At 69.8% G+C, this 21,451-nt stretch carries 19 protein-coding genes and 1 tRNA gene; 12 read left to right on the top strand and 8 right to left on the bottom strand.

What is annotated here, in order from left to right:
- The first annotated feature begins 4 nt into the window (after positions 1–4).
- Positions 5–1,498, top strand: coding sequence for a sensor histidine kinase (locus FJ658_RS05285; RefSeq protein ID WP_141144321.1), 1,494 nt, complete (start codon positions 5–7; stop codon positions 1,496–1,498).
- Between the two features lie 151 nt (positions 1,499–1,649).
- Here the strand turns inward: FJ658_RS05285 and FJ658_RS05290 are convergent, their stop codons facing one another.
- On the bottom strand, positions 1,650–1,898 hold the full coding sequence (locus FJ658_RS05290) for a WhiB family transcriptional regulator (protein WP_141144322.1): 249 nt from the start codon (positions 1,896–1,898) through the stop codon (positions 1,650–1,652).
- Positions 1,899–2,122: 224 nt separating this feature from the next.
- Here FJ658_RS05290 and FJ658_RS05295 point away from each other — a divergent pair, with 224 nt between their 5' ends.
- Genes FJ658_RS05295 through FJ658_RS05305 form a run of 3 tightly spaced genes read left to right on the top strand, consistent with a single transcriptional unit; the run spans position 2,123 to position 4,978 of the window.
- Positions 2,123–2,512 (top strand): hypothetical protein, encoded by a 390-nt coding sequence (locus FJ658_RS05295; protein WP_141144323.1) that lies wholly within the window; start codon positions 2,123–2,125, stop codon positions 2,510–2,512.
- Positions 2,502–3,314 carry an ABC transporter ATP-binding protein gene (locus FJ658_RS05300; RefSeq protein ID WP_141144324.1) on the top strand — a complete coding sequence of 271 codons (813 nt, stop codon included), beginning with the start codon at positions 2,502–2,504 and terminating at the stop codon, positions 3,312–3,314. Before FJ658_RS05295 ends, FJ658_RS05300 begins: the two co-directional genes overlap by 11 nt.
- Positions 3,296–4,978 (top strand): hypothetical protein, encoded by a 1,683-nt coding sequence (locus FJ658_RS05305; protein WP_141144325.1) that lies wholly within the window; start codon positions 3,296–3,298, stop codon positions 4,976–4,978. The genes FJ658_RS05300 and FJ658_RS05305 overlap by 19 nt, the downstream gene beginning before the upstream one ends.
- Before the next feature lie 64 nt (positions 4,979–5,042).
- Here FJ658_RS05305 and bcp read toward each other — a convergent pair whose 3' ends face one another.
- Positions 5,043–5,519, bottom strand: a complete 477-nt coding sequence (gene bcp / locus FJ658_RS05310) for a thioredoxin-dependent thiol peroxidase (RefSeq protein ID WP_141144326.1) — start codon at positions 5,517–5,519, stop codon at positions 5,043–5,045.
- A 132-nt stretch (positions 5,520–5,651) separates the two neighbouring features.
- Between bcp and FJ658_RS05315 the strand changes: the two genes are divergently transcribed.
- Positions 5,652–5,727 (top strand) — tRNA-Lys (locus tag FJ658_RS05315).
- A 336-nt stretch (positions 5,728–6,063) separates the two neighbouring features.
- Here FJ658_RS05315 and FJ658_RS05320 read toward each other — a convergent pair.
- Both FJ658_RS05320 and FJ658_RS05325 read right to left on the bottom strand, forming a co-directional pair.
- On the bottom strand, positions 6,064–6,666 hold the full coding sequence (locus tag FJ658_RS05320) for a hypothetical protein (protein WP_141144327.1): 603 nt from the start codon (positions 6,664–6,666) through the stop codon (positions 6,064–6,066).
- A gap of 144 nt (positions 6,667–6,810) precedes the next feature.
- On the bottom strand, positions 6,811–8,007 hold the full coding sequence (locus FJ658_RS05325; RefSeq protein ID WP_141144328.1) for a HEPN-associated N-terminal domain-containing protein: 1,197 nt from the start codon (positions 8,005–8,007) through the stop codon (positions 6,811–6,813).
- A gap of 135 nt (positions 8,008–8,142) precedes the next feature.
- Between FJ658_RS05325 and FJ658_RS05330 the strand changes: the two genes are divergently transcribed.
- Positions 8,143–11,712: a hypothetical protein gene (locus tag FJ658_RS05330; RefSeq protein WP_141144329.1), complete on the top strand. Its 3,570-nt coding sequence runs from the start codon at positions 8,143–8,145 to the stop codon at positions 11,710–11,712.
- 344 nt (positions 11,713–12,056) lie between these two features.
- On the opposite strand, the gene FJ658_RS05335 is transcribed toward FJ658_RS05330, so the two are convergent.
- On the bottom strand, positions 12,057–12,377 hold the full coding sequence (locus FJ658_RS05335) for a nuclear transport factor 2 family protein (RefSeq protein WP_141144330.1): 321 nt from the start codon (positions 12,375–12,377) through the stop codon (positions 12,057–12,059).
- A gap of 186 nt (positions 12,378–12,563) precedes the next feature.
- On the opposite strand from FJ658_RS05335, the gene FJ658_RS05340 reads away from it, so the two are divergent.
- Entirely contained in the window at positions 12,564–13,466 is a 903-nt protein-coding gene (locus FJ658_RS05340) for a family 16 glycosylhydrolase (RefSeq protein ID WP_141144331.1), read from the top strand.
- A 65-nt stretch (positions 13,467–13,531) separates the two neighbouring features.
- Here the strand turns inward: FJ658_RS05340 and FJ658_RS05345 are convergent, their stop codons facing one another.
- On the bottom strand, positions 13,532–14,365 hold the full coding sequence (locus FJ658_RS05345) for an alpha/beta hydrolase (protein ID WP_181408333.1): 834 nt from the start codon (positions 14,363–14,365) through the stop codon (positions 13,532–13,534).
- Between the two features lie 88 nt (positions 14,366–14,453).
- Between FJ658_RS05345 and FJ658_RS16795 the strand changes: the two genes are divergently transcribed.
- Positions 14,454–15,821 (top strand): alanine racemase, encoded by a 1,368-nt coding sequence (locus tag FJ658_RS16795; RefSeq protein ID WP_141144332.1) that lies wholly within the window; start codon positions 14,454–14,456, stop codon positions 15,819–15,821.
- A gap of 76 nt (positions 15,822–15,897) precedes the next feature.
- Positions 15,898–16,680 (top strand): gamma-glutamyl-gamma-aminobutyrate hydrolase family protein, encoded by a 783-nt coding sequence (locus FJ658_RS05355; RefSeq protein ID WP_219995714.1) that lies wholly within the window; start codon positions 15,898–15,900, stop codon positions 16,678–16,680.
- Positions 16,681–16,721: 41 nt separating this feature from the next.
- On the opposite strand, the gene FJ658_RS05360 is transcribed toward FJ658_RS05355, so the two are convergent.
- The gene (locus tag FJ658_RS05360) at positions 16,722–17,549 is read right to left on the bottom strand and encodes a hypothetical protein (RefSeq protein WP_141144333.1); all 828 of its coding nucleotides are present in this window, start codon (positions 17,547–17,549) and stop codon (positions 16,722–16,724) included.
- Entirely contained in the window at positions 17,549–17,737 is a 189-nt protein-coding gene (locus FJ658_RS05365) for a hypothetical protein (RefSeq protein ID WP_141144334.1), read from the bottom strand. Before FJ658_RS05365 ends, FJ658_RS05360 begins: the two co-directional genes overlap by 1 nt.
- A 109-nt stretch (positions 17,738–17,846) precedes the next feature.
- Between FJ658_RS05365 and FJ658_RS05370 the strand changes: the two genes are divergently transcribed.
- The 3 genes from FJ658_RS05370 to otsB all read left to right on the top strand — a co-directional run bounded on the left by FJ658_RS05370 (position 17,847) and on the right by otsB (position 21,334).
- Positions 17,847–18,995, top strand: a complete 1,149-nt coding sequence (locus tag FJ658_RS05370; protein WP_141144335.1) for an SLC13 family permease — start codon at positions 17,847–17,849, stop codon at positions 18,993–18,995.
- A 69-nt stretch (positions 18,996–19,064) separates the two neighbouring features.
- Positions 19,065–20,546, top strand: a complete 1,482-nt coding sequence (gene otsA, locus FJ658_RS05375; RefSeq protein WP_141144336.1) for an alpha,alpha-trehalose-phosphate synthase (UDP-forming) — start codon at positions 19,065–19,067, stop codon at positions 20,544–20,546.
- Positions 20,543–21,334: a trehalose-phosphatase gene (gene otsB / locus FJ658_RS05380; RefSeq protein ID WP_141144337.1), complete on the top strand. Its 792-nt coding sequence runs from the start codon at positions 20,543–20,545 to the stop codon at positions 21,332–21,334. Before otsA ends, otsB begins: the two co-directional genes overlap by 4 nt.
- Positions 21,335–21,451 lie beyond the last annotated feature (117 nt).

Raw genomic sequence — 21,451 nt, forward strand, 5'->3', positions numbered from 1 at the left:
ACCGGTGAGCACCCTCTCGGAGACCGTCCTCTCGCAGGAGCGATCGACCCAGGCCGACGTCGACTGGCTGCAGGTGCTGGTCGCCGACGGACAGCTGCTCGCCGACCTCGCCTTCGCCGACATCGTGCTCTGGGTGCCCACCGACCTCGGCGGATTCATCGCGGTCTCGCACTCCCGGCCCAGCTCGGCGGCGACGCTCTTCTACCGCGACTTCGTCGGCCAGCAGATCAAGCCCGAGTGGAAGTCGCAGGTCACCGAGGCCTTCGAGACCGGCGCCATCATCGACACCGCCGCCCCCGACTGGTACGAGGAGACGCCGACGCGCGTCAGCGCCATCCCGGTCATGCGCCGACTCGATCCGAGCAGCACGGCCACGACCGACTCGCCGATCGCGGTCATCACCCGCCACTCGAACCTGAGCGAGGCGCGCACGCCCAGCCGCCAGGAGCTCACCTTCAACCAGTGCGCGACCGACCTGTTCGAGATGATCGCCGCGGGCGACTTCCCCGACATGCAGGCTCCCGCCGGCCCGCGTCGCGGCGCCCCGCGCGCCTCCGACGGACTGATCCGCCTCGATGTCGACGGCGTCGTCACCTTCGCCAGCCCGAACGGCCTCTCGGCGTTCAACCGTCTCGGCTTCGACGGCGAGCTCGAGGGCCTCTCGCTCGCCGAGGTCACGACCGAGCTCATCAAGGGCAAGCTCATCGTCGACGAGTCGCTGCCGCTCGTCGTCACCGGCCGGGCGCCGTGGCGCACCGACATCGAGGCCCGCGGCGTCACGATGACCCTGCGCACGATCCCCATCCGGCACGGCCTCACCCGCGTCGGCGCGATGGTGCTGGTGCGCGACGTCACCGAGGCGCGCCATCAGGAGCAGGAGCTCATCACCAAGGATGCGACGATCCGCGAGATCCACCACCGGGTGAAGAACAACCTGCAGACGGTGGCGTCGCTGCTGCGCATCCAGGCTCGCCGCAGTCACAGCCAGGAGGCGACCGATTCGCTGACCCAGGCCATGCGCCGGGTCGCGGCGATCGCGGTCGTGCACGACACGCTCAGCACCGGCCTCAGCCAGAACGTCGATTTCGACGAGGTCTTCGACCGGGTCGTCATGCTCACGGCCGAGGTCGCCGCCGGCCACAACTCCACCGTGCGTCCGGTGAAGAACGGCGAGTTCGGCGTGCTGCCGAGCGAGTATGCGACGCCGCTCGCCCTCGCGCTGACCGAGCTCGTGACGAACGCGGTCGAGCACGGGCTGCGCGACCGCGACGGCTCCGTCGAGATCCACGCGACCCGCGGCGACGACAAGCTGCGCGTCTCGGTCATCGACGACGGCGTCGGGCTGCCCGAGGGGCGGGTCGGATCGGGGCTCGGCACGCAGATCGTGCGCACCCTCATCCAGGGCGAGCTGAGCGGCACCATCGACTGGCACACCCGCACCGGCGAGGGCACCGAGGTCACGATCGAGGTGCCGCTGCGCTATCTCGAGAAGCGCTGATCGCGACGAGAGCGCAGATCGTCACGATGAGTGGATGCGCGCCCCGGCTGAGACTCGCTCAGAAAGCATCCGGAGACGACTCACGCCGCCACCTCGTCGGAACGAGGTTGACGGCGTGAGGGGTGCCGAGGCGCGGCGCCCCGGCGGAAGATCAGGAGGCGCGGCGGGCGCGGGCGGCGCGGCGCTTGAGCGCGCGACGCTCGTCTTCGCTGAGGCCGCCCCAGACGCCCGAGTCCTGGTTGGTCTCGAGGGCGTACTGCAGGCACATCTCGGTGACCGAGCACTGAGCGCAGACCGTCTTGGCCTTCTCGATCTGGTCGACGGCGGGGCCCGTGTTCCCGACGGGGAAGAACAGCTCGGGATCAGCGGTCAGGCAGGCGGCATTGTCGCGCCAGTCCATGGTGGTGCTCCTTGGGTTGTTGCGGGGACACACCGAATCGCGGACGAATCCGCACGATTCAGCGAAGATGAGATGACGTGGATTTCGGGAGGACGTCGACCTCATCGTCGGCGCTCAATCAACCGTCAGCCACTGTTTCATACTTGTTACGGCAGATCAATAGGTCTGAATGGAGTGCGCCTGTGAATCCCCGGCATCCCCGGCCCGTCGTCTGGGCGGCTCTCGTGCTGCTGGGAGTGGAGGCCGCGCTGGCCTTCGCGAGCGCCGTCTGGGTGCTCGTCAGCATCCTCGGCGGCGGCGCCGACTCGGCCGCGAGCGCCTGGGCGCTGCTCGTTCTGGCGGCGATCGCGGTCGCCTTCCTCGTGGGCCTCGTCGTCGCGGTCGCGCGAGGTCGCGCCTGGGCGCGCACGGCGGTGATCGTGACGCAGCTGCTGGTGATCCTGGTCGGCGCGAGCGCGCTCTGGGGTGTCGGTGCGCAGCCCGAGATCGGCTGGCCGCTGATCGTGCTCGGCGTCGCGCTGTTCGCGCTCATGCAGGTGCCGACCGTGCGACAGCACCTGCGCCTGCGCGGCGACGGCACGCTGCGCGAGGAGCCGGCGGATCGTGCCGGCTGAGTCGCCCACCGGACCGGCCGGACCCGCCGGACCGGCCGGGCCCGACGCGCCGCTCGCCCTCGAGCTGCGCGGACTGCGCAAGAGCTTCGGCGCGCAGGTCGCGGTCGACGGCATCGATCTCGCCGTGCCCGCCGGCTCCTTCTTCGGGCTCGTCGGTCCGAACGGCGCGGGCAAGACCACGACCCTGTCGATGGCGACCGGACTCCTGCGCCCCGACGCGGGAGCGGTGCGCGTGCACGGGCTCGACGTCTGGGCCGATCCGCTCGCGGCGAAGCGCGTGATCGGCAACCTCGCCGACGGGGTCGAGCTCTTCGACCGGCTCACCGGCGAGCAGCTCATCGTCTACACCGGGATGCTGTTCGGCCTCGACCGCGCCACCGCGGCCGGCCGCGCATCCGACCTGCTCGATCTGCTCGACCTCACCACGAGCGCGGGCTCGCCCGTCAGCGACTACTCGGCGGGCATGCGCAAGAAGATCGGGCTCGCGGCCGCGCTCGTGCACTCGCCCCGGCTGCTGGTGCTCGACGAGCCCTTCGAGTCGGTCGATCCGGTGTCGGCGGCGAACATCCGCGACATCCTGACCGGCTTCGCGCGCTCGGGCGGCACCGTCGTCGTGTCGAGCCATTCGATGGATCTGGTGCAGCGGATGTGCGACCACGTCGCGATCGTGGCCGGCGGACGCGTGCTCGCCGCCGGCTCGGTCGACGAGGTGCGCGGGCCGGGCACGCTCGAGGACCGCTTCCTGCAGCTGGTCGGAGGACGCCGGCACGACGAGGGGCCCGAGTGGCTGCGGGGCAGCTGACCGGCCCCGGGCCCGCCGCCGCGAGCGGACCGGGCGGACCGGGCGAGCGCGGCGCGACGGGCCCGCTGAGCGAGCGCGCGACGCTCGCCCTGCTGCTGCGTCTGCGGTTCCAGGTGCTGAGGAACACGCTGCGCGCCAACGTGCTGCAGCTCGTGCTGGTGATCCTCGGCGGGGTGCAGGGCTCGATCGTGGCGGTCCTCGCGATCGTGGGCCTCGTCGCTCTCGGCCTGCTCGGCGGCGACACGGCCGGCGCGCTCGAGACGCGGCAGCGCACGATCGTCGTCGGCGGGCTCGTGCTCACGCTCGGCTGGATGATCGTTCCCCTCATCACGAGCGGCGTCGAGAACACGCTCGACCCGCGGCGCCTCGCGCGGTTCCCGCTGCGGGTGGGCACCCTGCTGCGCGCCCAGGTGCTGGTGGGCCTGACCTGGATTCCCGGCATCCTCACCGCACTGGTCGCCCTGGCGACGGCCGCGGTGTGGCGGGGTCCGGCCGTCGCGGTGGCTCTGCTCTGCGCGGTGCCGGGCGTGCTGATCTGCGTGGTCGGCAGCCGGCTCGCCGCGTCGCTGATCTCGACCGCCATCGCGAGCCGCCGGATCGGCCTGCGGGTCGCGGTCGCCGTGGTGGCGCTGGCCGTGCTGGTGCTGCCGATCGGCGGGGCGATCGTGATCGGGATGCGCGCCCCCGAGCCGGTGGGCGGCGCCGTCGACGCGCTCGCCTGGTCGCCGCTCGCCGTGATCTGGACGGCGCCGGGCCTCGTCGCCGAGGGGCGCCCCGCATCCGCCGTTCTCGCGATCGCGCTGGGACTCATCGTGCTCGCGGTGCTCGTGCTCGCCTGGCGCGCGAGCGTGATCGCGACGACCCGCACGACCGGCGACGCGGGAGGCCGCTCGGTCGCGGCCGGACGCCTCGGCCCGCTGCGCTGGATGCCGGCGACGCCCGCCGGGGCGATCGCGGCGAGGTCGCTCGCGTACTGGTTCCGCGACACCCGCTACACCCGGCAGCTCGTGGTCGTGCCGCTCATGCCGGCCCTGCTGATCCTCTGGGCGCGCATCATCGATCAGCCGGCGCTCGCGATCGGCGTCGCCCCGCTCGTCGCCGGGCTGCTGCCGCTGACGATGTTCGCCGGCCTCTCCTACGACGGCACCGCTTTCGCGGGTCAGCTGATGTCGCCCGCGACGGGCCGCGACGATCGGGTGGGCCGCACCGCGGCGATCGCGCTGATCGCCGGCCCGGCCACGCTGGTGATCGCTCTCGTCGGGCTCGGCGTCGTCGGTCGCGTCGACCTGCTGCCCCCGGTGCTCGGGATGAGCGCGGCCGTGCTGCTCGGAGCGCTCGGCGTGATCGCGGTGTCGTCGGCGCTCGTCGTGGTGCCGGTTCCGCGCACGGGCCGCAACCCCTTCGCCGGCTCGGCCGGGGCCGGCATGACCTCGATCGTCGGCTCCTATGCCGTGACCGGCATCACCGGGCTGCTCGCCCTGCCGGCGCTCGGACTCGGCATCGCGGCGATCATCATCGGAGCGGGCTGGCTCGGCTGGCTCGCGCTCGCGGTCGGCGTGATCGAGGGCGTCGCGCTGCTGATCGTCGGCGTGCGCATGGGCGGCGGGTTGCTCGACCGGCGCGGGCCCGAGATCCTGGCGCGGTTGCGCAGCACGGGCGCCTGACGCGCATCCCTGTCGAGGCTCAGGCGGCGGCCGCGGAAGCGGCCGCGCCCCAGGCGGCCGCGGCTCAGGCGGCGGCGAGCCCCAGCTTCTTGCGCAGCATCGCGACGTGCCCGGTCGCCTTCGTGTTGTAGAAGGTCTGCTCGACCTTGCCGTCGGCGTCGATCACGAAGGTCGAGCGCAGCACGCCGGTGATCGTCTTGCCGTAGTTCTGCTTCTCGCCCCAGGCGGTGTAGGCCTCGTGCACGGCGTGGTCGGGGTCGCTCAGCAGCGGGAACGGCAGCTTCTCGTCGTCGCGGAAGCTCGCGAGCTTCTCGACGCTGTCGCGCGAGACGCCGAGCACCGTGTAGCCGGCGGCCTGCAGCGGCGCGGAGCTGTCGCGGAAGTCGCACGCCTGCGTCGTGCATCCCGGCGTGAACGCCTGCGGGTAGAAGTAAAGGATCACGCGCTGCCCGCGCAGCTGCGACAGCGTCACGGCGTCGCCGTGGTCGTCGCTCAGGGTGAAGTCGGGGGCGAGGTCTCCGGGCTGCAGGCGTTCGGTCACCCGACGAGCCTAGGTGGATGCGGTGGCCGCCGCCGCTCGAGCGGCCCGAGCCGGCCGTGGTCGCGAGCACCCTCCGCGGGGTGCTATCGTTGTCCCTCGGTTCGGTTCGCCGGATCAACCGCCTCACGGCGAGCACCTCTAGCTCAATTGGCAGAGCAACTGACTCTTAATCAGTGGGTTCCGGGTTCAAGTCCCGGGGGGTGTACCACGAAGGCCCGGATCCTCACGGATCCGGGCCTTTCTCGTTGCGCGGCGGCGTCTGCGAGGCCTCGACCCGATGGAAACCCGCCGTAATGGTGGGCGCTGGTTTTCGCTGAGTGCGCGTCGCGCTGATCGTCGACGGGAAGTCTTCGTGGCATTCTGGCCGACCTCGACCTCGACCTCAATCTCGCGGCGCCCGCTATCCACCACCTCAGCGGCCACGCGGTGCGACCCGACCGCGGGAGCCTGGCGGGCACGAGCTGACCCGCCAGGCTCCAATCGGGAACGCAACGAACTCCTGAGCGAGTTGCCGGCGTTCCCCAGTCGGGTGCCGAACGAGCTGTCAGCCGAGGATTCGGTTGGTCACCGCGCTGAGACTACGGAGAGCGCGCGCCGATGCGACGGCAGTGAAGATCGCGATCGCCCATGCGATCAGCAGGCCGGCAATGAACCGGATCTGCCCCGGGAACAGACGCCGCCAACGGGCGCGAGCTGATGGAGCGGTCCGTCCAGCGAGTTGAAGGTCACGAGCGAACCAGTCCAGTGTGAGGTCGCCCGCACTCCACGCCAGGATCCTCGACACAGTCGTATACGCGTGGTTGATCAGCTTGCGCGGCGAGTGCAGTTCGGTCATCAATGTCACCCGATGCTCGAGCCACTTCGCGACCCAGCGCTCGCGCGGCGAGAGCACCGCGTAGAAGCGCGGAACCAACATCGCTAGCTCGAGCTGGGGCGTGCTCAATCCGGTCGAGAACGGATGCCATTTCGCCTGGCGCGTCAGGCGCTCCGCAAAGTCGATGACGCGATCGACCAACTGAGCGCGCTGTTCAGCTACCGCGGCAGCGCGTCGCCGGTGGCCGTCGACAAACCAGAGCGACACAGTGACGGCCACCGCTGCAGCAGATGCCAAACTCCCGATCGCGAGGAGAAAAAGTGAGATATCCACGGCAGAACCATACGGTTCTTGAGGCATCGATCCGCCTGACTCGCTAGCTCCCGACCGCCGCACTAGGCGAGAGGCGACTGTCTGCGTGCGCTTCACCTCCGATCTGCATCGAGTGAGCGCAGGTAGCGGTAGGGCCTGCCAACCTCACAAAGGCGCGTCGATCCGGGCTACTGACTTCGGATCGAGAGCCAGTATCGACACGTCGGATCCGGTTCCTTGCTCAGCCATCGCTTCGTTGCCGACAAAAAGGACGCAGTTGGTGACACTCGAATCTCTCGAGGATCGCCAGATGACCCCGCCGACTCGCTCTTCGTCAACATGGAGTTCGTAGCGGAAGTACTCGGCGATGATCTGCGTCGGTACGTAGTCGAGGTTCTGGGTATCCGATGGGTCTGCGATTTTCGCGACGTCCTTCACGAAGTCGTGCATGAACTTGCGAGCCGCTCGCTTGTGGCCTTCTTCGGGATCGAAGAGAGAGGGGATGGCTCCGGCGGTGGTCAGATCCACGACTAGGACGTCGCGGAGAAGAGCGAACTTCCCGATCGTTCCGTCCAGAGACTTGCCAGCGTACCCGGCCACCTCGGCTCGAGCTCCTGCGGCGGTTGAGGCACCATAAAAGGCTCCGATGCCTTTTGGCGTCATCCGATTGTCGCGCGCAACTCCGTCAGGTGGGGATCCCAGGTCTCTTGCGCTGGAGTAGCTCTTGCTCGCATCGTGCGGTCGCACTCGCCACCAACTCGTGCCGGCAACGAGAGTGGTGATCTGTCCCGCTTCCTCGACAGCCGCCGTAACCGCGGCGGGGATCCCGTGCATGGCGATTTCGCCTGCGCCGTCGGCGGTGCTCTGGTCGAACGCCAGGAAGGTGTACCGACGCCGGTGCTTTACGAAGTCCCGGAAGCCTTCCCATCCCCATTGGAGTGCTTGTGTGGGGGACGCAGCATAGGGATCTCGCGGCACCCATTCCATTTGTGTGATGGACCGGGCGAGGTCGGCGAACAGGTCGCCGTTCTCGGTGACCTCGTGGATCTCGAGTAGGTCCTCGGGGTCGTAGATCGCCATCTGATAACCGCCGTCGGCTGAGGAGTAGAGCACCTGCTCGATGGGGTCCTCGTACTCCGTGCGGAATCCGTCAACTATCAGCTCGAGGATCAGCTCGGTGTTCGCTGAGGCATCGGGCCATTCGGGTGTGCGGGAGCAGTAGCTGCACTCAGCGCGGCCGCCTCCTAGCTGGACGAACCGCTGCAGCGCCTCATCCGAAACACAGTCGGAGCAGACGGTCGTGCCCAAGTCTGTCCATCCGCGCGCCTCGATCTCTTCGAGCCACCTTTTCGCACCACCCATGCGACCTCACCTCCAATCCGCGCATCGCTGCGCCGGATAAATCATCATCGGACTAGTTGTGATGATCGCCGACTTTCCAAGGGAATGTCACTCCTTCGTGAGACGATCGCGCTGTCCCTGAGCCAGAGGAGAAGCGTGGTCGATCCGTCTGCGGCGTTCGGCCCAGCCAAGCCGCTCCTTTCGAAGCTCGCCGCATTGATAAGCCTCGACATCCGGGTCGGTTTCGGCGCCTGGCGACGTATGCGCAGAAAGGGGAAGCCCTTCGATCGTCGACGACTCAACCAGGTCTTGGCGTACCCGGACTTCCGGCGGCTCCTGGTTTCCCGGTTGCCGTCCGATATCGCCAAAGCCGATGAACTTTTTCTCAGCTGTCTGCCGCCGGGTGCCCCCGAGGCGAGCATGGCTGACCTTCGGCGCTCAGTCGAACTCGCCTATCTTGCTTCCCTCGCTCCTTCAGCCTCTGTTGCCTTCAAGGACGAGCTCGAGACGATGCGTGAGCAGGTCGCTAGCGAGAGGGCCGCGCTGACGTCGAATGACGCAGCCTCATTCGAATCTCGACTGCGGAGCATGCGTCCGATTCGAGCCAAGCAACTCCGAGAGATTAGAGCCGAGTGGCCACGTATTGTCGGTCTCGTCGGATTGCTGGATGGGACCGACCGAACTGATCAGCAGATTTCGGATTGGTCTTCTGCACTGCCCGACTTCCTTGCTGAAGCGCCTGCGTCCGTTTTTGCCTACCTCGCCGATCTCGCCAACGATCGAGGGCTCGCGAGGGTCTCGATCTCATTTATCGAACGAGCGAGTGCCGGCGGAGCTGACGGCGCCGCATACTGGGCGATCAGAAAGGTCCAGGCTCAAGAGATCCACCACGAAGATGAGGCGGCGCGCGAACTCGCGGCTTACCGCGGCGATCCCCTGGTTGAAGCCTTTCTCGGAAAACCCAGCCTCAAGGAGGCACGTGCCAACCTCGCTAACTTCCAATCGAAGGGCCGCCGCGCAGAGATATTCCGCCGCTGGATACAGATCCACTACCTTGTTGCCGATCTCCTCCTCGACGAGGCGATCGACCTCGCTCAGAAAACCATCGCCGAGTTCGATTCCAGTCCAGTCCGCCTGCTCGAGGCCCGAGCGCGCATGTCGAGATCTGTAGTCGGACCGATTGCGACCCGTGAATCAGACCAAGCAATGGCCCGTGAGATCGCGATACGCACCCGGGACGAACAAGTCCGATGGGGTGTTGTGAGCGGGCCCGCGGCCGCCCTTGCGCTGCGCATCAGCAGACTCACGAATGACCAAGCAACCTTGATAAGACTGTCCGAGCCGCCACCGCTAGGGGAAGCGACTGCGTCGGAGTTGCAAGATGAGGCAGTCCTTGCGGAGATTGCGACTCTCCATGCGCAGAGCGGCGACATGCTCAAGGCGAAGAGTCTTATCGGCAAGTTGACCAGCGCCGGCGTCCGATCCCGGATAGAAGCTTCGATCGCTGACCGAGAAGGGCGCGACGACGACGCGATCTTGCTCTGGCAACGAGCCCTGGACAGCGACGACAGCGAGGACGAGAAGCCTGACATCGCGCTTCAACTCGCCATGAAGGGAGTCGCGAGCGCGTTTCTGGAGCAGCTTGCGGTTCGAAACCCCCAAGTCGCGGACGAGATCCGAGAGGTCGCGCGGCTGTTCGCCCACGAAGATGGGGCGCTCGATAAGTTCCGTATCACGGCAGCTTCGAGCGCTCGTGGAGCGGCCATTCTGGCGACCTACCTGCGGCAGGAGGGCGACCAGACTGGTCTGAGACGGGTCGTTCAGGACGCGGCGCGCCAGTGGAGTGATGCGGGCTTCTGGCTTGAGGCTTCCCAACTGTCGCTGGAAGCGGGCGAGCCTCGGATCGCTATGACCGAGGTCAGTAACGCGCTCGCCAGCGCGCCATCAGATTGGAGCGGCCGACGTCTAGCTTTTCGCCGCATGGTGCATGCAGCTTCAGCAGCGGACATGTGGCAAGAAGCGCGGAATGCAGCTATTCAACTTCTCGCGGTCGATGTTGGAAATCCTTCTGCTGTCTGGGCACTCGTTTCCTGTGAACTCCACATCAACCTGCCCGAGGACGCGTTCGCTACGTGGAAGGCACACGGTCGGCCGCAACCATATGACGAAATGTCCATCGGGAGTTGGATCGAACTTCGTCGGATCTTCGGCGACGAAGTGGGTCGCGCGCGCGATGCGCTCAAAATCGTCGAGCTTTATCCGAAAGACGAGGCGATCCGCCGAGGGCTCATTGGCGCTTTCGTGCTTCAACCCGTGCGTGATGACTCCGACTCCGACTCCGACTCGGGCTCGGTCTCGGACGGTGTGACGGCTGCCGATGCTGGGCCCGAGGAGCTCGCCGATCGCGAAGACGCACGCGCTCTTCTCGCTGGCTACTTCGCAGACTTCCCCGATGGCGCGATCCGTCAAATTGAGGTCGACCTCGAGAACCCGCTTCAGTCGCTTCTCGACGCTGTCGGGGAGCGACCGGACACGAGCGAGTTCGACGCGCAAGTTGCGCGGGGCACGGTCCCGCTCGGCATGAGCGCTGAAGTCCACGGCAAGGGATACCTCGAAGTTCTGCTGATGTCGCTCGAAGGACCGAGGTACGCCGGCGATCGATCGTCAGATTTCGAAGACGTCTGGTCGCGGGTCGAGGGCGGTGGAGCCGTGATCGACGCCAGCGCCCTAGTGACGCTGGCGCTTCTCCCCGAGCTCATCAGCGAGAAGATCCTCGGAGCGGTTGGGCGTCAGACGGTCATCACCGATCAACAGCGCGACGCGATCAGCGCGGTCGAGTGGCTGACTCGGCAAAGCGGGACTATCGGCAAACACGGGTTCGTTCTCACAGACCCAGCGGGCAGGAAGCTCGCACTAGCGCGGCGTGTGGTGGAGTTGTTCTCAACTCGACCGGGCGCAACTCATGGTCGGGTGACTGGGATCGTCGAACTCGCCGAGACTGAATGGCGAACGCCATTCCTTGCTGCTGTCGACTATGCGGCTGACGAGGGACGTCCAGTGTGGGCGGACGAGCGACCGCTGCGGGCGATCGCCCGAGCGGCAGGCGTCTCCGCCTTTGACACTGTCGACCTCCTCCACGGTCTTCATGAAAGGGAAGTGCTTGGTGCGGACGAGCTTCAGCTTGCGCTCGCCACGCTTGTCGCCAATGGCTACGCGGGTATCGAGTTCGACAGCCAAGTGTGGGACCTGGCGGCGACTCTGGCTATATCGCCGGTTCCGATGATCAACGCTGTGAAGGTCAGCCCGCACGACAACCCCGAACTGCGCGCTCGATCCGCAATGGAACTCGCCGGACGCTCAGCTGGAGATCCGACCGTGCTCGAAGGCAGCATCGAGGCCGCGGCAACGTGGATAGTCAGTCTGACCGATTCCAAGGACGCAGCCAGGGAGAACCTGGAGCTTCTTCTGCTGATCGTTCTCGGCCAGCATTGGTTGAACTCATCGACTTTGCCGTTCGTCGTCCGCGCGCTCCGCAACGTGGCCGCTGGCCCCGACGGAGTCGAGGTATTGCTACGACGTCTATACAAGCGTTTCGAGTTCTACGCAGAGCGCGTCGGGGATGAGATTGCGGCCGCGGAAACGTTCGAACTCGTCAGCCGGCTCGAAGCTGCCGATGGGACTCGTATTCGCGCCGCCGTTCTGACCCGAACGTTCGATAGGGACTGAGCGCGCCTACGACTCGTGACTGCCTCTCAACGGGCGCGCCGGACTGCCGAAGTGCACCGTCGGTGCACTGAACATAAGCGGTGCGTGCGCGAATCACCCAGTGTCAAGCAGGGAGCGGCCACCGAGAGAACCCCGCGATTTCAACAGATTTCGGTCTCAACCGGTGCGCAGCGGCAGTGCGATTCCGAACCAGTGGGTTCCGGGTTCAAGTCCCGGGGGGTGTACGAAAAGCCCCGTCTCCTCTCGCCGGGAACGGGGCTTTCTCTCTTTCCGGGGTCCTCGCGGGGCTTTTCCGGGCGCGCATCGCGCGGCCTTCGCCTTCGCCCTCGGCACGAGCAGCGCCCTCAGGGCGTGATGAGCATCCGCGAGATGCGGTCGCCGTCGACCGTGAAGCGGATCGGGCTCGTGCCGTTGTAGCCGTCGCCCGACACGGTGACCGTCACGGTCCACTCGTCGCCGTCGTGCTCGGCGCCCTCGACGACGAAGCGCGAGCGCTTGCCGATGTTGTCGGAGGCGTTCCACGCGCGGGCGCCGTCGTGGCCGTGGAAGCCGCGGCCCCAGTCCTCGAGATAGGCGTCGTCGGCGAAGGTCGCCACGAAGGCGTCGGAGTCGGCGGCATTGGTCGCATCGATGAAGCGCTGGATGGGGGCGGGCAGCTCGGTCATGCACCGAGCCTCACACGGCGGCGGCCGCGCATCCAGGGATCGATGATCCGCGGTCGGCGTGGCGGTCGGGCCTCGCGGTTACGCTGGAACGGCGTCGGCTCGCCCGCAGACTCCACGCCGACGCGACCGTCATCTGCCCTGCCGCTCCGCTCCACCCGTCTCACCCCCGCCGACGGAAGGACGTCCATGGGTCGCACGCCGCCCGCCGCGCTCGCCGCCGCATCCCTGCTGCTGATGCTGGGTGGATGCGGTGCCCTCGCGGACGACGCGCCCGATGATCCCCCGCGCGGTGACGCCACCGCCCCGGCCGATGAGCCGCTGCTCTGGTCGGACGAGTTCGACGGTCCCGCGGGAGTGCGCCCGGCCGCCGAGTGGTGGACGACCGACCTGGGCAACCGCGAATGGTCGGGCTGGGGCAACGACGAGCTGCAGTCGTACACCGCCGACACCGCGAACTCGGCGCTCGACGGCGCCGGAAACCTGGTGATCCAGGCGCTGCCCTCCGACCCGTCCGCCGATCTGCCCTGCTTCACGCGCGATCGCTGCCCGTACACCTCGGCGCGCATCACCACGGCGGGAACGGTCGGCCTGCGCGAGGGGCGCGTCGAGGTGCGCGCGCTGCTGCCGACGGGACGCGGGCTGCTGCCGGCCATCTGGATGCTCGGCGACGGCGTCGACGGAGCCCCCGCCGAGGCGTGGCCGGCCCGCGGCGAGATCGACATCGCCGAGGTCGTAGGCGGCGAGCCGTCGACCGTCTACGGAACCGTGCACGGTCCGGGGTACTCCGGCGTCGACGGACTGAGCGGCACGACGGGGATCGGCGCGCCCGCGAGCGACGGCTTCCACGTCTTCGCGGTCGACAAGCGCGCCGACCGGATCGCCTGGTCGATCGACGGCCGCGAGTACTTCGACGTCACCCGCGACGACATCCCGGCCGGGTCGACCTGGGCCTTCGAGCGCGACATGCACGTGCTGCTCAATGTCGCCGTCGGCGGCAGGTGGCCCGGCGATCCGGACGCCTCGACCGTCTTCCCGGCGCGGATGCTCGTCGACTACGTGCGCGTCTACGGCACCGGCACGGTGCTCTGACCCGGATCCACCGCGCGGGCGGGGCGCCGGTTCTCGGGACTCGGAACCGAGGCGCCGCCGACCGCCTAACCCGCGGCGAACTCCAGGATGCGCTGGGTGATCTCGGCGCGCACGTCGGCATCCGACGCGGTGGCCGTCGTGTCGCCCGGCTGGGCGCCGTAGTCGCCGAAGGAGGCGTGGTCGGCGCCGGGGATCTCGACGAGCTGGGCCGACGCGGGCAGCCGGTGCCGCGCATCCCGGATCTTCGCGGGGGTGCTGAGGCCGTCGCGCGACCCGCCCAAGCTCAGCACGGGCACGTCGTCGCCCGAGATGTCGGCGGCGCAGTACGAGCCGAGCAGCACGAGGCCCGCGATCTCGGGCGCGCCACCGCCGGCGGCGGCGCTCTGGTCGTCAGCGACCAGCTGGCAGGCGCGCACGCCGCCGAGCGAGTGCCCGCCCACATACCAGCGCTGCACGTCGGTGGCGCCCGCCGCATCCGCCACCAGGGTCAGGTCGTGGAAGGAGCGCGTGTCGAACAGCGCGAAGTTCAGGGTGACCGACGGGATGACCACCACGACACCGGCGTCGGCGAGGCCGGCGAGCTTGGCGGCGTAGGCGGCCGGCTCGACGCGCGCGCCCGGCAGCATGACGAAGCCGGTGCCGGTGGCGCCCTGCTTCGGGATCAGCACGACGCCGGCGTCGCTGCGCGTGACCGCGATCGACGAGTCCTGCTCGAGCGCGGCGAGGGGCTTCGCCTCGGCCCGCATCGGGTTGAGCGCCCAGACGACGAAGCCCATCAGGGCGGCGAGTCCGGCGGCGAGGGCGACGAACCCGCCGCGGCGCACGATGCGCACGGCGCGGGAGCGCGGGCGACGAGCCGATGTCTCGGCGGTGCGGTCGGCCGCGGCGTCGTCGGTCATGGTGCGAGCGTAACGGGGTGACAACGGTGCGATCCGGCACCGCGTCGCGACCCGGGTCGGCGACGTGCTGCCGGGTAGCGTGGATGCTGTGAGTGACCTCCGGCTCAGCCCCCGCACCAAGTCCATCCCGCCCCGGTTCTGGAACCGCCCGGCCGCGGAGGTCGCGGGCGAGCGCCATCGCATCGACGTCTTCACGACGCCCGTGCTGGCGCTCGACGAGAGCGCGGAGGGCCACAACATCCGCCGCATGTTCGCGTGGGCCGAGGATGCCGGGGTCGAGCTGGCCCCGCACGGCAAGACCACGATGTCGCCGCGGCTCTGGCGGCACCTGACCGAGGCCGGCGCGGCAGCGATCTCGGTCGCCACGCCGTGGCAGGCGCAGCTGGCGCGCAGCGAGGGCGTGCGGCACGTGCTGCTCGCGAGCGAGCTGCTCGACCCGGCGGCCGCGACGTGGCTCGCGCGCGAGCTCGACGACGACGCCGGGTTCCGCTTCAGCTGCTTCGTCGACTCGCAGGAGGGTCTCGACGTGCTGCTCGCGACCCGCGGCGACCGGCCCTTCGACGTGCTGATCGAGCTCGGCGAGCCCGGTGGGCGCACCGGGCGCCGCAGCTCCGACGAGGCGCTCGCCCTGGCCTGGGCCGCCGCCCGCGCGACCCGCGTGCGCCTGCACGGCATCGCCGGCTACGAGGGCTCGCTCGTCGCCGAGCGCACCCCCGAGACCGAGGCGACCGTGCGCGCCTACCTCGGCCGCCTGGTCGAGCTGTTCGAGACGCTCGAGAGCTTCGAGCTGTTCGACGCCGACCGCCCGCCGGTGATCAGCGCCGGCGGATCGATCTGGTTCGACGTGGTCGCCGACGTGCTCGCGCCGCTGCGCGATCGCGCCCGCATCGTGCTGCGCCCGGGCTCGTTCGTCGCGCAGGACGACGGGGTCTGGGATGCGCAGTCGCCGCTCGGGCGGGGGAGCGCGGCCGCCGGTGAGGCCGAGGGCGAGGCCGACGGCCATGCCGAAGCCGCACCGACCGAGAGCGAGACCGGCACCGGCACCGGCTTCGACCCCGAAACCGACGCGGAACCCGCCGACGAGCCCGACGCGACCCCCGCATCCACCGGCCCCTTCCGTCCCGCCCTCCGCCTCTGGACCCGCGTGATCTCCCGCCCCGAGAAGGGCCTCGCCCTGCTCGACGCCGGCAAGCGCGACGTGCCGAGCGACCTGGGCTTCCCGGTCGCGCTCGCCGAGGACGGCACGGCGCTGCCCGGCCACGAGGTGACGCGGCTCGACGACCAGCACGCCTACCTGCGCATCCCGGAGGACAGCGCGCTGAAGCCGGGCGACGTCGTTCGGCTCGGCATCTCGCACCCCTGCGGCGCCTTCGATCGCTGGCGCGTCATCCCCGTCGTCGACGACGCCAACACGGCGAACCCCCGCGTCGTCGGCTTCGTCGAGACGAGCTTCTGACGCCGCCGTCCAGCACTCGCCGATCGGACCGCTCCGACGGCACGACGACGGCCCCGCCGACTGCTTGGATGAGCGCGTGAGCACTGCGCGTCCCGTCATCGGCGTCACCACCTACCTCGAGCCGATCAGCTCGGGCGTCTGGAGCATCCCGGCCGCCTACCTGCCCGAGACCTACCTGCGCTCGGTGCTCGACGCGGGCGGCATCGGCGTGATGCTGCCGCCGCAGCCGGTGGATGCCGAGATCGCCGCGGCGACCGTGTCGCGCCTCGACGGTCTGCTCGTGACCGGCGGCTACGACGTCGATCCGGCGCGCTATGGACAGGCGGCGGGCGAGCACACCGACGCCCCGCGCGTCGACCGCGACGCCTGGGAGGACGCGCTGCTCGCGGCCGCGATCGAGTCGGGCACCCCTTTCCTCGGCGTGTGCCGCGGCCTGCAGCTGCTCAACGTGCACCAGGGCGGCACCCTGCACCAGCACCTGCCCGACGCCCTCGACGGCGACACGCGCTACAGCGGCGACGCCGGCGTCTTCGCCGTGAACGAGGCCAGCCCGGTCGCGGGGTCGCGCATCGCCGCGCTCTACGACGACGCCGCGAGCGTGGATGTGCGCAGCTACCACCACCAGGCGATCGACCGGCTCGGGGCCGGCCTGCGCGTCACGGCCGTGTCGGCCGGCGCCGGCGCGACCGCCGAGGTCGTGCAGGCGGTCGAGCTGGAAGGCGACCGCTTCGGCGTCGCGGTGCAGTGGCATCCCGAGGAGCTGGGCGATCTGCGCGTCTTCCAGGGCCTGGTGGATGCGGCGGCCGCCTTCCGTGACGCCCGCGCGGCCGCGGCGACCTCCCCGGCGACCTCGGTCTAGGCGAGGCCGCCGCTCAGTCCTCGGCGCTCAGTCCTCGGCGCTCACTCCTCCGTCGGAGGGGTCGGCGGCGCCGGCGGGTTCTTCGGCGTGCGCGGGGTGCGGGGCTTCGCGGCCGGCTTGCTCGCCGGACCGGCCGAACCGGATGCCGAGGATGCGCGGCGCGCGCCGGTCGACCCGGACGCCGGCTTCGGGGCCGCGGGTTTCGAGGCCGCGGGCTTGCGGGCTGCGGGCTTCTTCGCCGGGGCCGGGGTGCTGGATGCGCTGCCCTCGGTTCCGGTCGCGCCGGCGTTCGCGTGGCTGGCCGCCGACTTCGGCGTCGGGAGAACGGCGGTGTCGCCCGGCTTCGCGGCGTCACCGGCGGGCGCGGCGCTGTCGGTCGCATCCACGCTCGCGGCGTCGGCGGCCGCGCCGGCGGCGTCCTCGTCGGTCGGGGTCGAGGAGGCCGCGGTCGACGAAGCGGTCGGGGTCGACGGCGTCGCTGTGGCGGGAGCCGCCGCCGTTGCCGAAGCCGCTGCCGTGACATCCGCCGGGGGAGCCGTCGGCGTCCAGTCGGGCGCCGCGGCGGCCGGCGCGGGCGCCCCGCCCGGAGCGGTCGGCGCCGGCGCGGGCGCCGTCGGCTCGTGCCGGTCGAGGTAGAGCTGCGCGGCGCGGGTGCCGACCACAAGGAAGCGCACCAGCAGCACGACGATGATGATCGCGACGGCGGCGAGGAACATCATGAATCCCGCCCACAGCGCGAAGCCGATCATGTGCAGCCCGCCGAAGCCGTAGCCGCCGCCGATGAGCGGGTTGCGGGTGAAGTCCCCGGCGCTCGGGCCGTCGAATCCGTCCCGGTCGGCGATCGCCGCCAGCAGCGTGAGCGTGATCATCAGTCCTCCAGCTCGAGAGCGTTGTTCTCCTCGATCACCGTTCCGACGGCGATCGCGACGGTCATGGCCCAGCTGATCCACATCAGCACGAGGCGCCAGTCGCGCGGACCCTTGCGAGTCGTCTGCAGCAGTCCGAACGCCCCGAAGAGCGAGCTCAGAACACTCGTGTTCAGCAGGTACTTGCGCATTCCGCCTCCTCAGCAGCTGGCGACCACGCTACCCAACACGGATGACGTGATCCCGAGGTCTACAGTGAAGCGCCAGCCCCGACGGTCGCGGCGGCGAAAGGGACCACGGTTGCGCACCGCGATCATCGGCGCCGTCCTGCTCGTTCTCGGGCTCGCGGCCATCGCCACCGGCCTGCTGCCGGTCGATGACGCCCTCGCGGTCGCCGACCGCACCTGGCCCATCCTGCTGTTCGTGGTCGCGATCACGGTCGTGACCGAGCTGGCCGCCGAGGCGGGGCTGTTCACGGCGATCGCCGAGCGCACGGCCCGCTGGGGCGCGCACCGCGCCTGGCTGCTGTGGATGTTCGTGGTGCTGCTCGCCGTGATCAGCACCGTCTTCCTGTCGCTCGACACGACGGCCGTGCTGCTGACGCCGGTGGTCGTGCAGCTGGCGCGGCACAGCGGCCTGCCGCCGCTGCCGTTCGCGCTGACGACGGTGTGGCTCGCGAACACGGGCTCGCTGCTGCTGCCGGTGTCGAACCTGACGAATCTGCTCGCGGAACATGCCCTGAACGGCATGGACGATGCGACCTTCGCCGCGATGATGGCGCTGCCCGCGCTCGTGGCGATCCTCGTGCCCTGCGTCGTCGTGTTCCTGGTGCACCGGCGCGACCTGCTGCGACGCTACACGCCGGGTGCCCCCGAGCCGATCGACGACAAGCTGCTGTTCCGCGCCTCGGCGATCACCGTGGCCGCCCTGCTGCCGCTGCTCGTCTCCGGGCTGCCGGTCTGGGTTCCGGCGTGCGCGGGCGCGCTCGTGCTCGGCGTGCTGTTCGCGGTGCGGCGTCGCCGCGTGCTGCGTTTCGCGCTCATCCCGTGGCAGCTGGTCGTGCTCGCCTCGGGGCTCTTCCTGGTGGTCGAGACCGGCCACGCGGTCGGGGTGACCGGCCTGCTCGCCCGCGTGGTCGGCGACGGCGAGGGCCCGCTCGAGCTGCTGCGCCTGGCCGGCACCGCCGCGCTGGGCGCGAACGCGATCGACAACCTGCCCGCCTACCTGCTGCTCGAGCCGCTGGCCGCGTCGCCGCACCGCATCGCGGCGCTGCTCGTCGGCGTGAACGCGGGCCCGCTCATCACGCCGTGGGCCTCGCTCGCGACGCTGCTGTGGCATTCGCGGCTCACCTCGATGGGCGTCGAGATCTCGTGGCGGCGCTATGCGCTGCTCGGTCTCGTCGTCGCGCCGATCACGGTCGCGCTCGCGACACTGGCGATCGCGCTCTGAGCGGCGACGCTCCTGGTGTTCCTCTGGCAGCTGGAAGGTCGCCGAAGGCGCGCTCGGTAGTCTGTCGACGTGCCTGACGACAGATCCGACCTCGTCGTCGTCTCGAACCGACTCCCCGTCGACCGCACGGTCGACGCCGACGGCGAACCCACCTGGACGCAGTCTCCGGGCGGTCTCGTCACCGCCCTCGAGCCCGTGATGCGCTCCGCCGGCGGAGCCTGGGTAGGCTGGGGCGGCCAGCCCGACCTCGGCCTGGAGCCCTTCGAGCACGACGGCATCCGCATCATCCCCATCGATCTCAGCGAGACCGACATCGAGCGGTACTACGAGGGCTTCAGCAACGACACCCTCTGGCCGCTCTATCACGACGTGATCGCGCCGCCGAGCTACCACCGCGTCTGGTGGGAGCGCTACGTCGCCGTCAACCGCCGGTTCGCGGATGCCGCGATCGCGGCCGCCGCGCCCGACGCGACCGTGTGGGTGCAGGACTACCAGCTGCAGCTGGTGCCGCGGATGCTGCGCGAGGCCCGCCCCGACCTCACGATCGGCTTCTTCAACCACATCCCCTTCCCCGCCTACGGCATCTACTCGCAGCTGCCGTGGCGCACGCAGATCATCGAGGGTCTGCTGGGCGCCGACGTGATCGGCTTCCAGCGGGTCGCGGACGCGGGCAACTTCACCCGCGCGGTGCGTCGCCTGCTGCCGTACTCGACCAAGGGATCGATCGTCAGCGTGCCCGACGGCGACGGCACCCGGCAGGTGCTCGCCAAGGCCTTCCCGATCTCGATCGACACGGGCGCGTTCGAGGAGCTCGCGCAGCGGCCCGACGTGCAGGAGCGGGCGGCGCAGATCCGCCGCGATCTCGGCAGCCCGCGCAAGATCATGCTGGGCGTCGACCGCCTCGACTACACGAAGGGCATCCGCCACCGGCTGAAGGCCTTCGGCGAGCTGCTGGCCGACGGCCGCGCCGACGTCGGCGACGTCACGCTCGTGCAGGTCGCGAGCCCGAGCCGCGAGCGCGTGGAGACCTACCGCCACCTGCGCGACGAGGTCGAGCTCACGGTCGGCCGCATCAACGGCGACTACGGCACGATCAGCCACCAGCCGATCAGCTACCTGCACCACGGCTTCCCCCGCGAGGAGATGGCGGCGCTCTACCTGGCCTCCGACGTCATGCTCGTGACGGCGCTGCGCGACGGGATGAACCTGGTCGCCAAGGAGTACGTCGCCGCCCGCAGCGGCGACCTCGACGGCGTGCTCGTGCTGAGCGAGTTCGCGGGCGCGGCCGACGAGCTGCGCACCGCCGTGCTGATCAACCCGCACGACATCACGGGCCTCAAGGATTCGATCGTCGGCGCCCTCGAGATGCCGCGCGAGGAGCGACGGCGACGGATGCGCGCGATGCGCAAGCGCGTGCGCGAGAACGACGTCGAGCACTGGTCGGCGACGTTCCTCGAGGCGCTGCGCCGCACACGCAACGGCGAGGATCCGCTGGCGCCGAGCGAGGTCGTCGTGCGCAAGAACTCGTCATCGGATAAGGCCGCCCGATGAGCCGACCGCTGCCCGACGAGCTCGCCGGCGCGCTGCGCGAGCTCGCCCGGCGGCCGCGTCTGCTGGTCGCGCTCGACTTCGACGGCACGCTCGCGCCCGAGGTCGACGACCCCGAGAAGGCGCGCGCGCTGCCCGAGGCGCGGGAGGCCGTGCTGCGGCTCAACGCCCTGCCGAACACCCGCATCGCGATGGTGAGCGGGCGGGCGCTCGACAGCCTCATCCACGTGACCGAGCTGCCGGATGACGTGCTGCTGGTCGGCTCGCACGGCATCGAGCTGCGGCTCGACAACCCCGATGACGCCCTCGCGCTGAACGCACAGGAGCAGGAGGACGTCGAGGTGCTGCACGAGGTGCTCGGCGAGGTCGCCGACTCCCTCGACGACGTGTGGCTCGAGCAGAAGCCCGCGGGGTTCGCCCTGCACACCCGACTGGCGTCGGATCGCGCATCCCGGGTCGCGCACCTGGTGGCGTTGAGCGAGGCGCAGGCCGAGCTCGACAACCTGACGGTGCGGCACGGCAAGAACGTGCTCGAGTTCTCGGTGCGCTCGACCACGAAGGGCGAGGCGGTCGAGCACCTGCGTCGCTATGTGAAGGCGGATGCCGTCTTCTACGCCGGCGACGACGTCACCGACGAAGACGCCTTCGCCGCCCTCGAGCCGCACGACGTGGGCCTCAAGAGCGGCGACGGGGCGACCGAGGCCGCCTATCGCGTGCACGGCCCCGCGGAGGTCGCGGCGGCGCTGGCCGCACTGGCCACGTTCCGCGAGGGCGACGTCCACGAGCAGTAGGCGGCGCGATCGCGCCCAGCGGCTCACAGCTGCCACCCGGTAGACTCCGAGTCACACACCCTCGCCGTCTGCCGCGACCTCGTTCTCGGCCACAGGCACCCGACGAGAAGGAGGCCG

This window comes from Schumannella sp. 10F1B-5-1 (genome assembly GCF_006517535.1).
In the GTDB taxonomy this organism is placed as follows: Bacteria; Actinomycetota; Actinomycetes; order Actinomycetales; family Microbacteriaceae; genus Schumannella.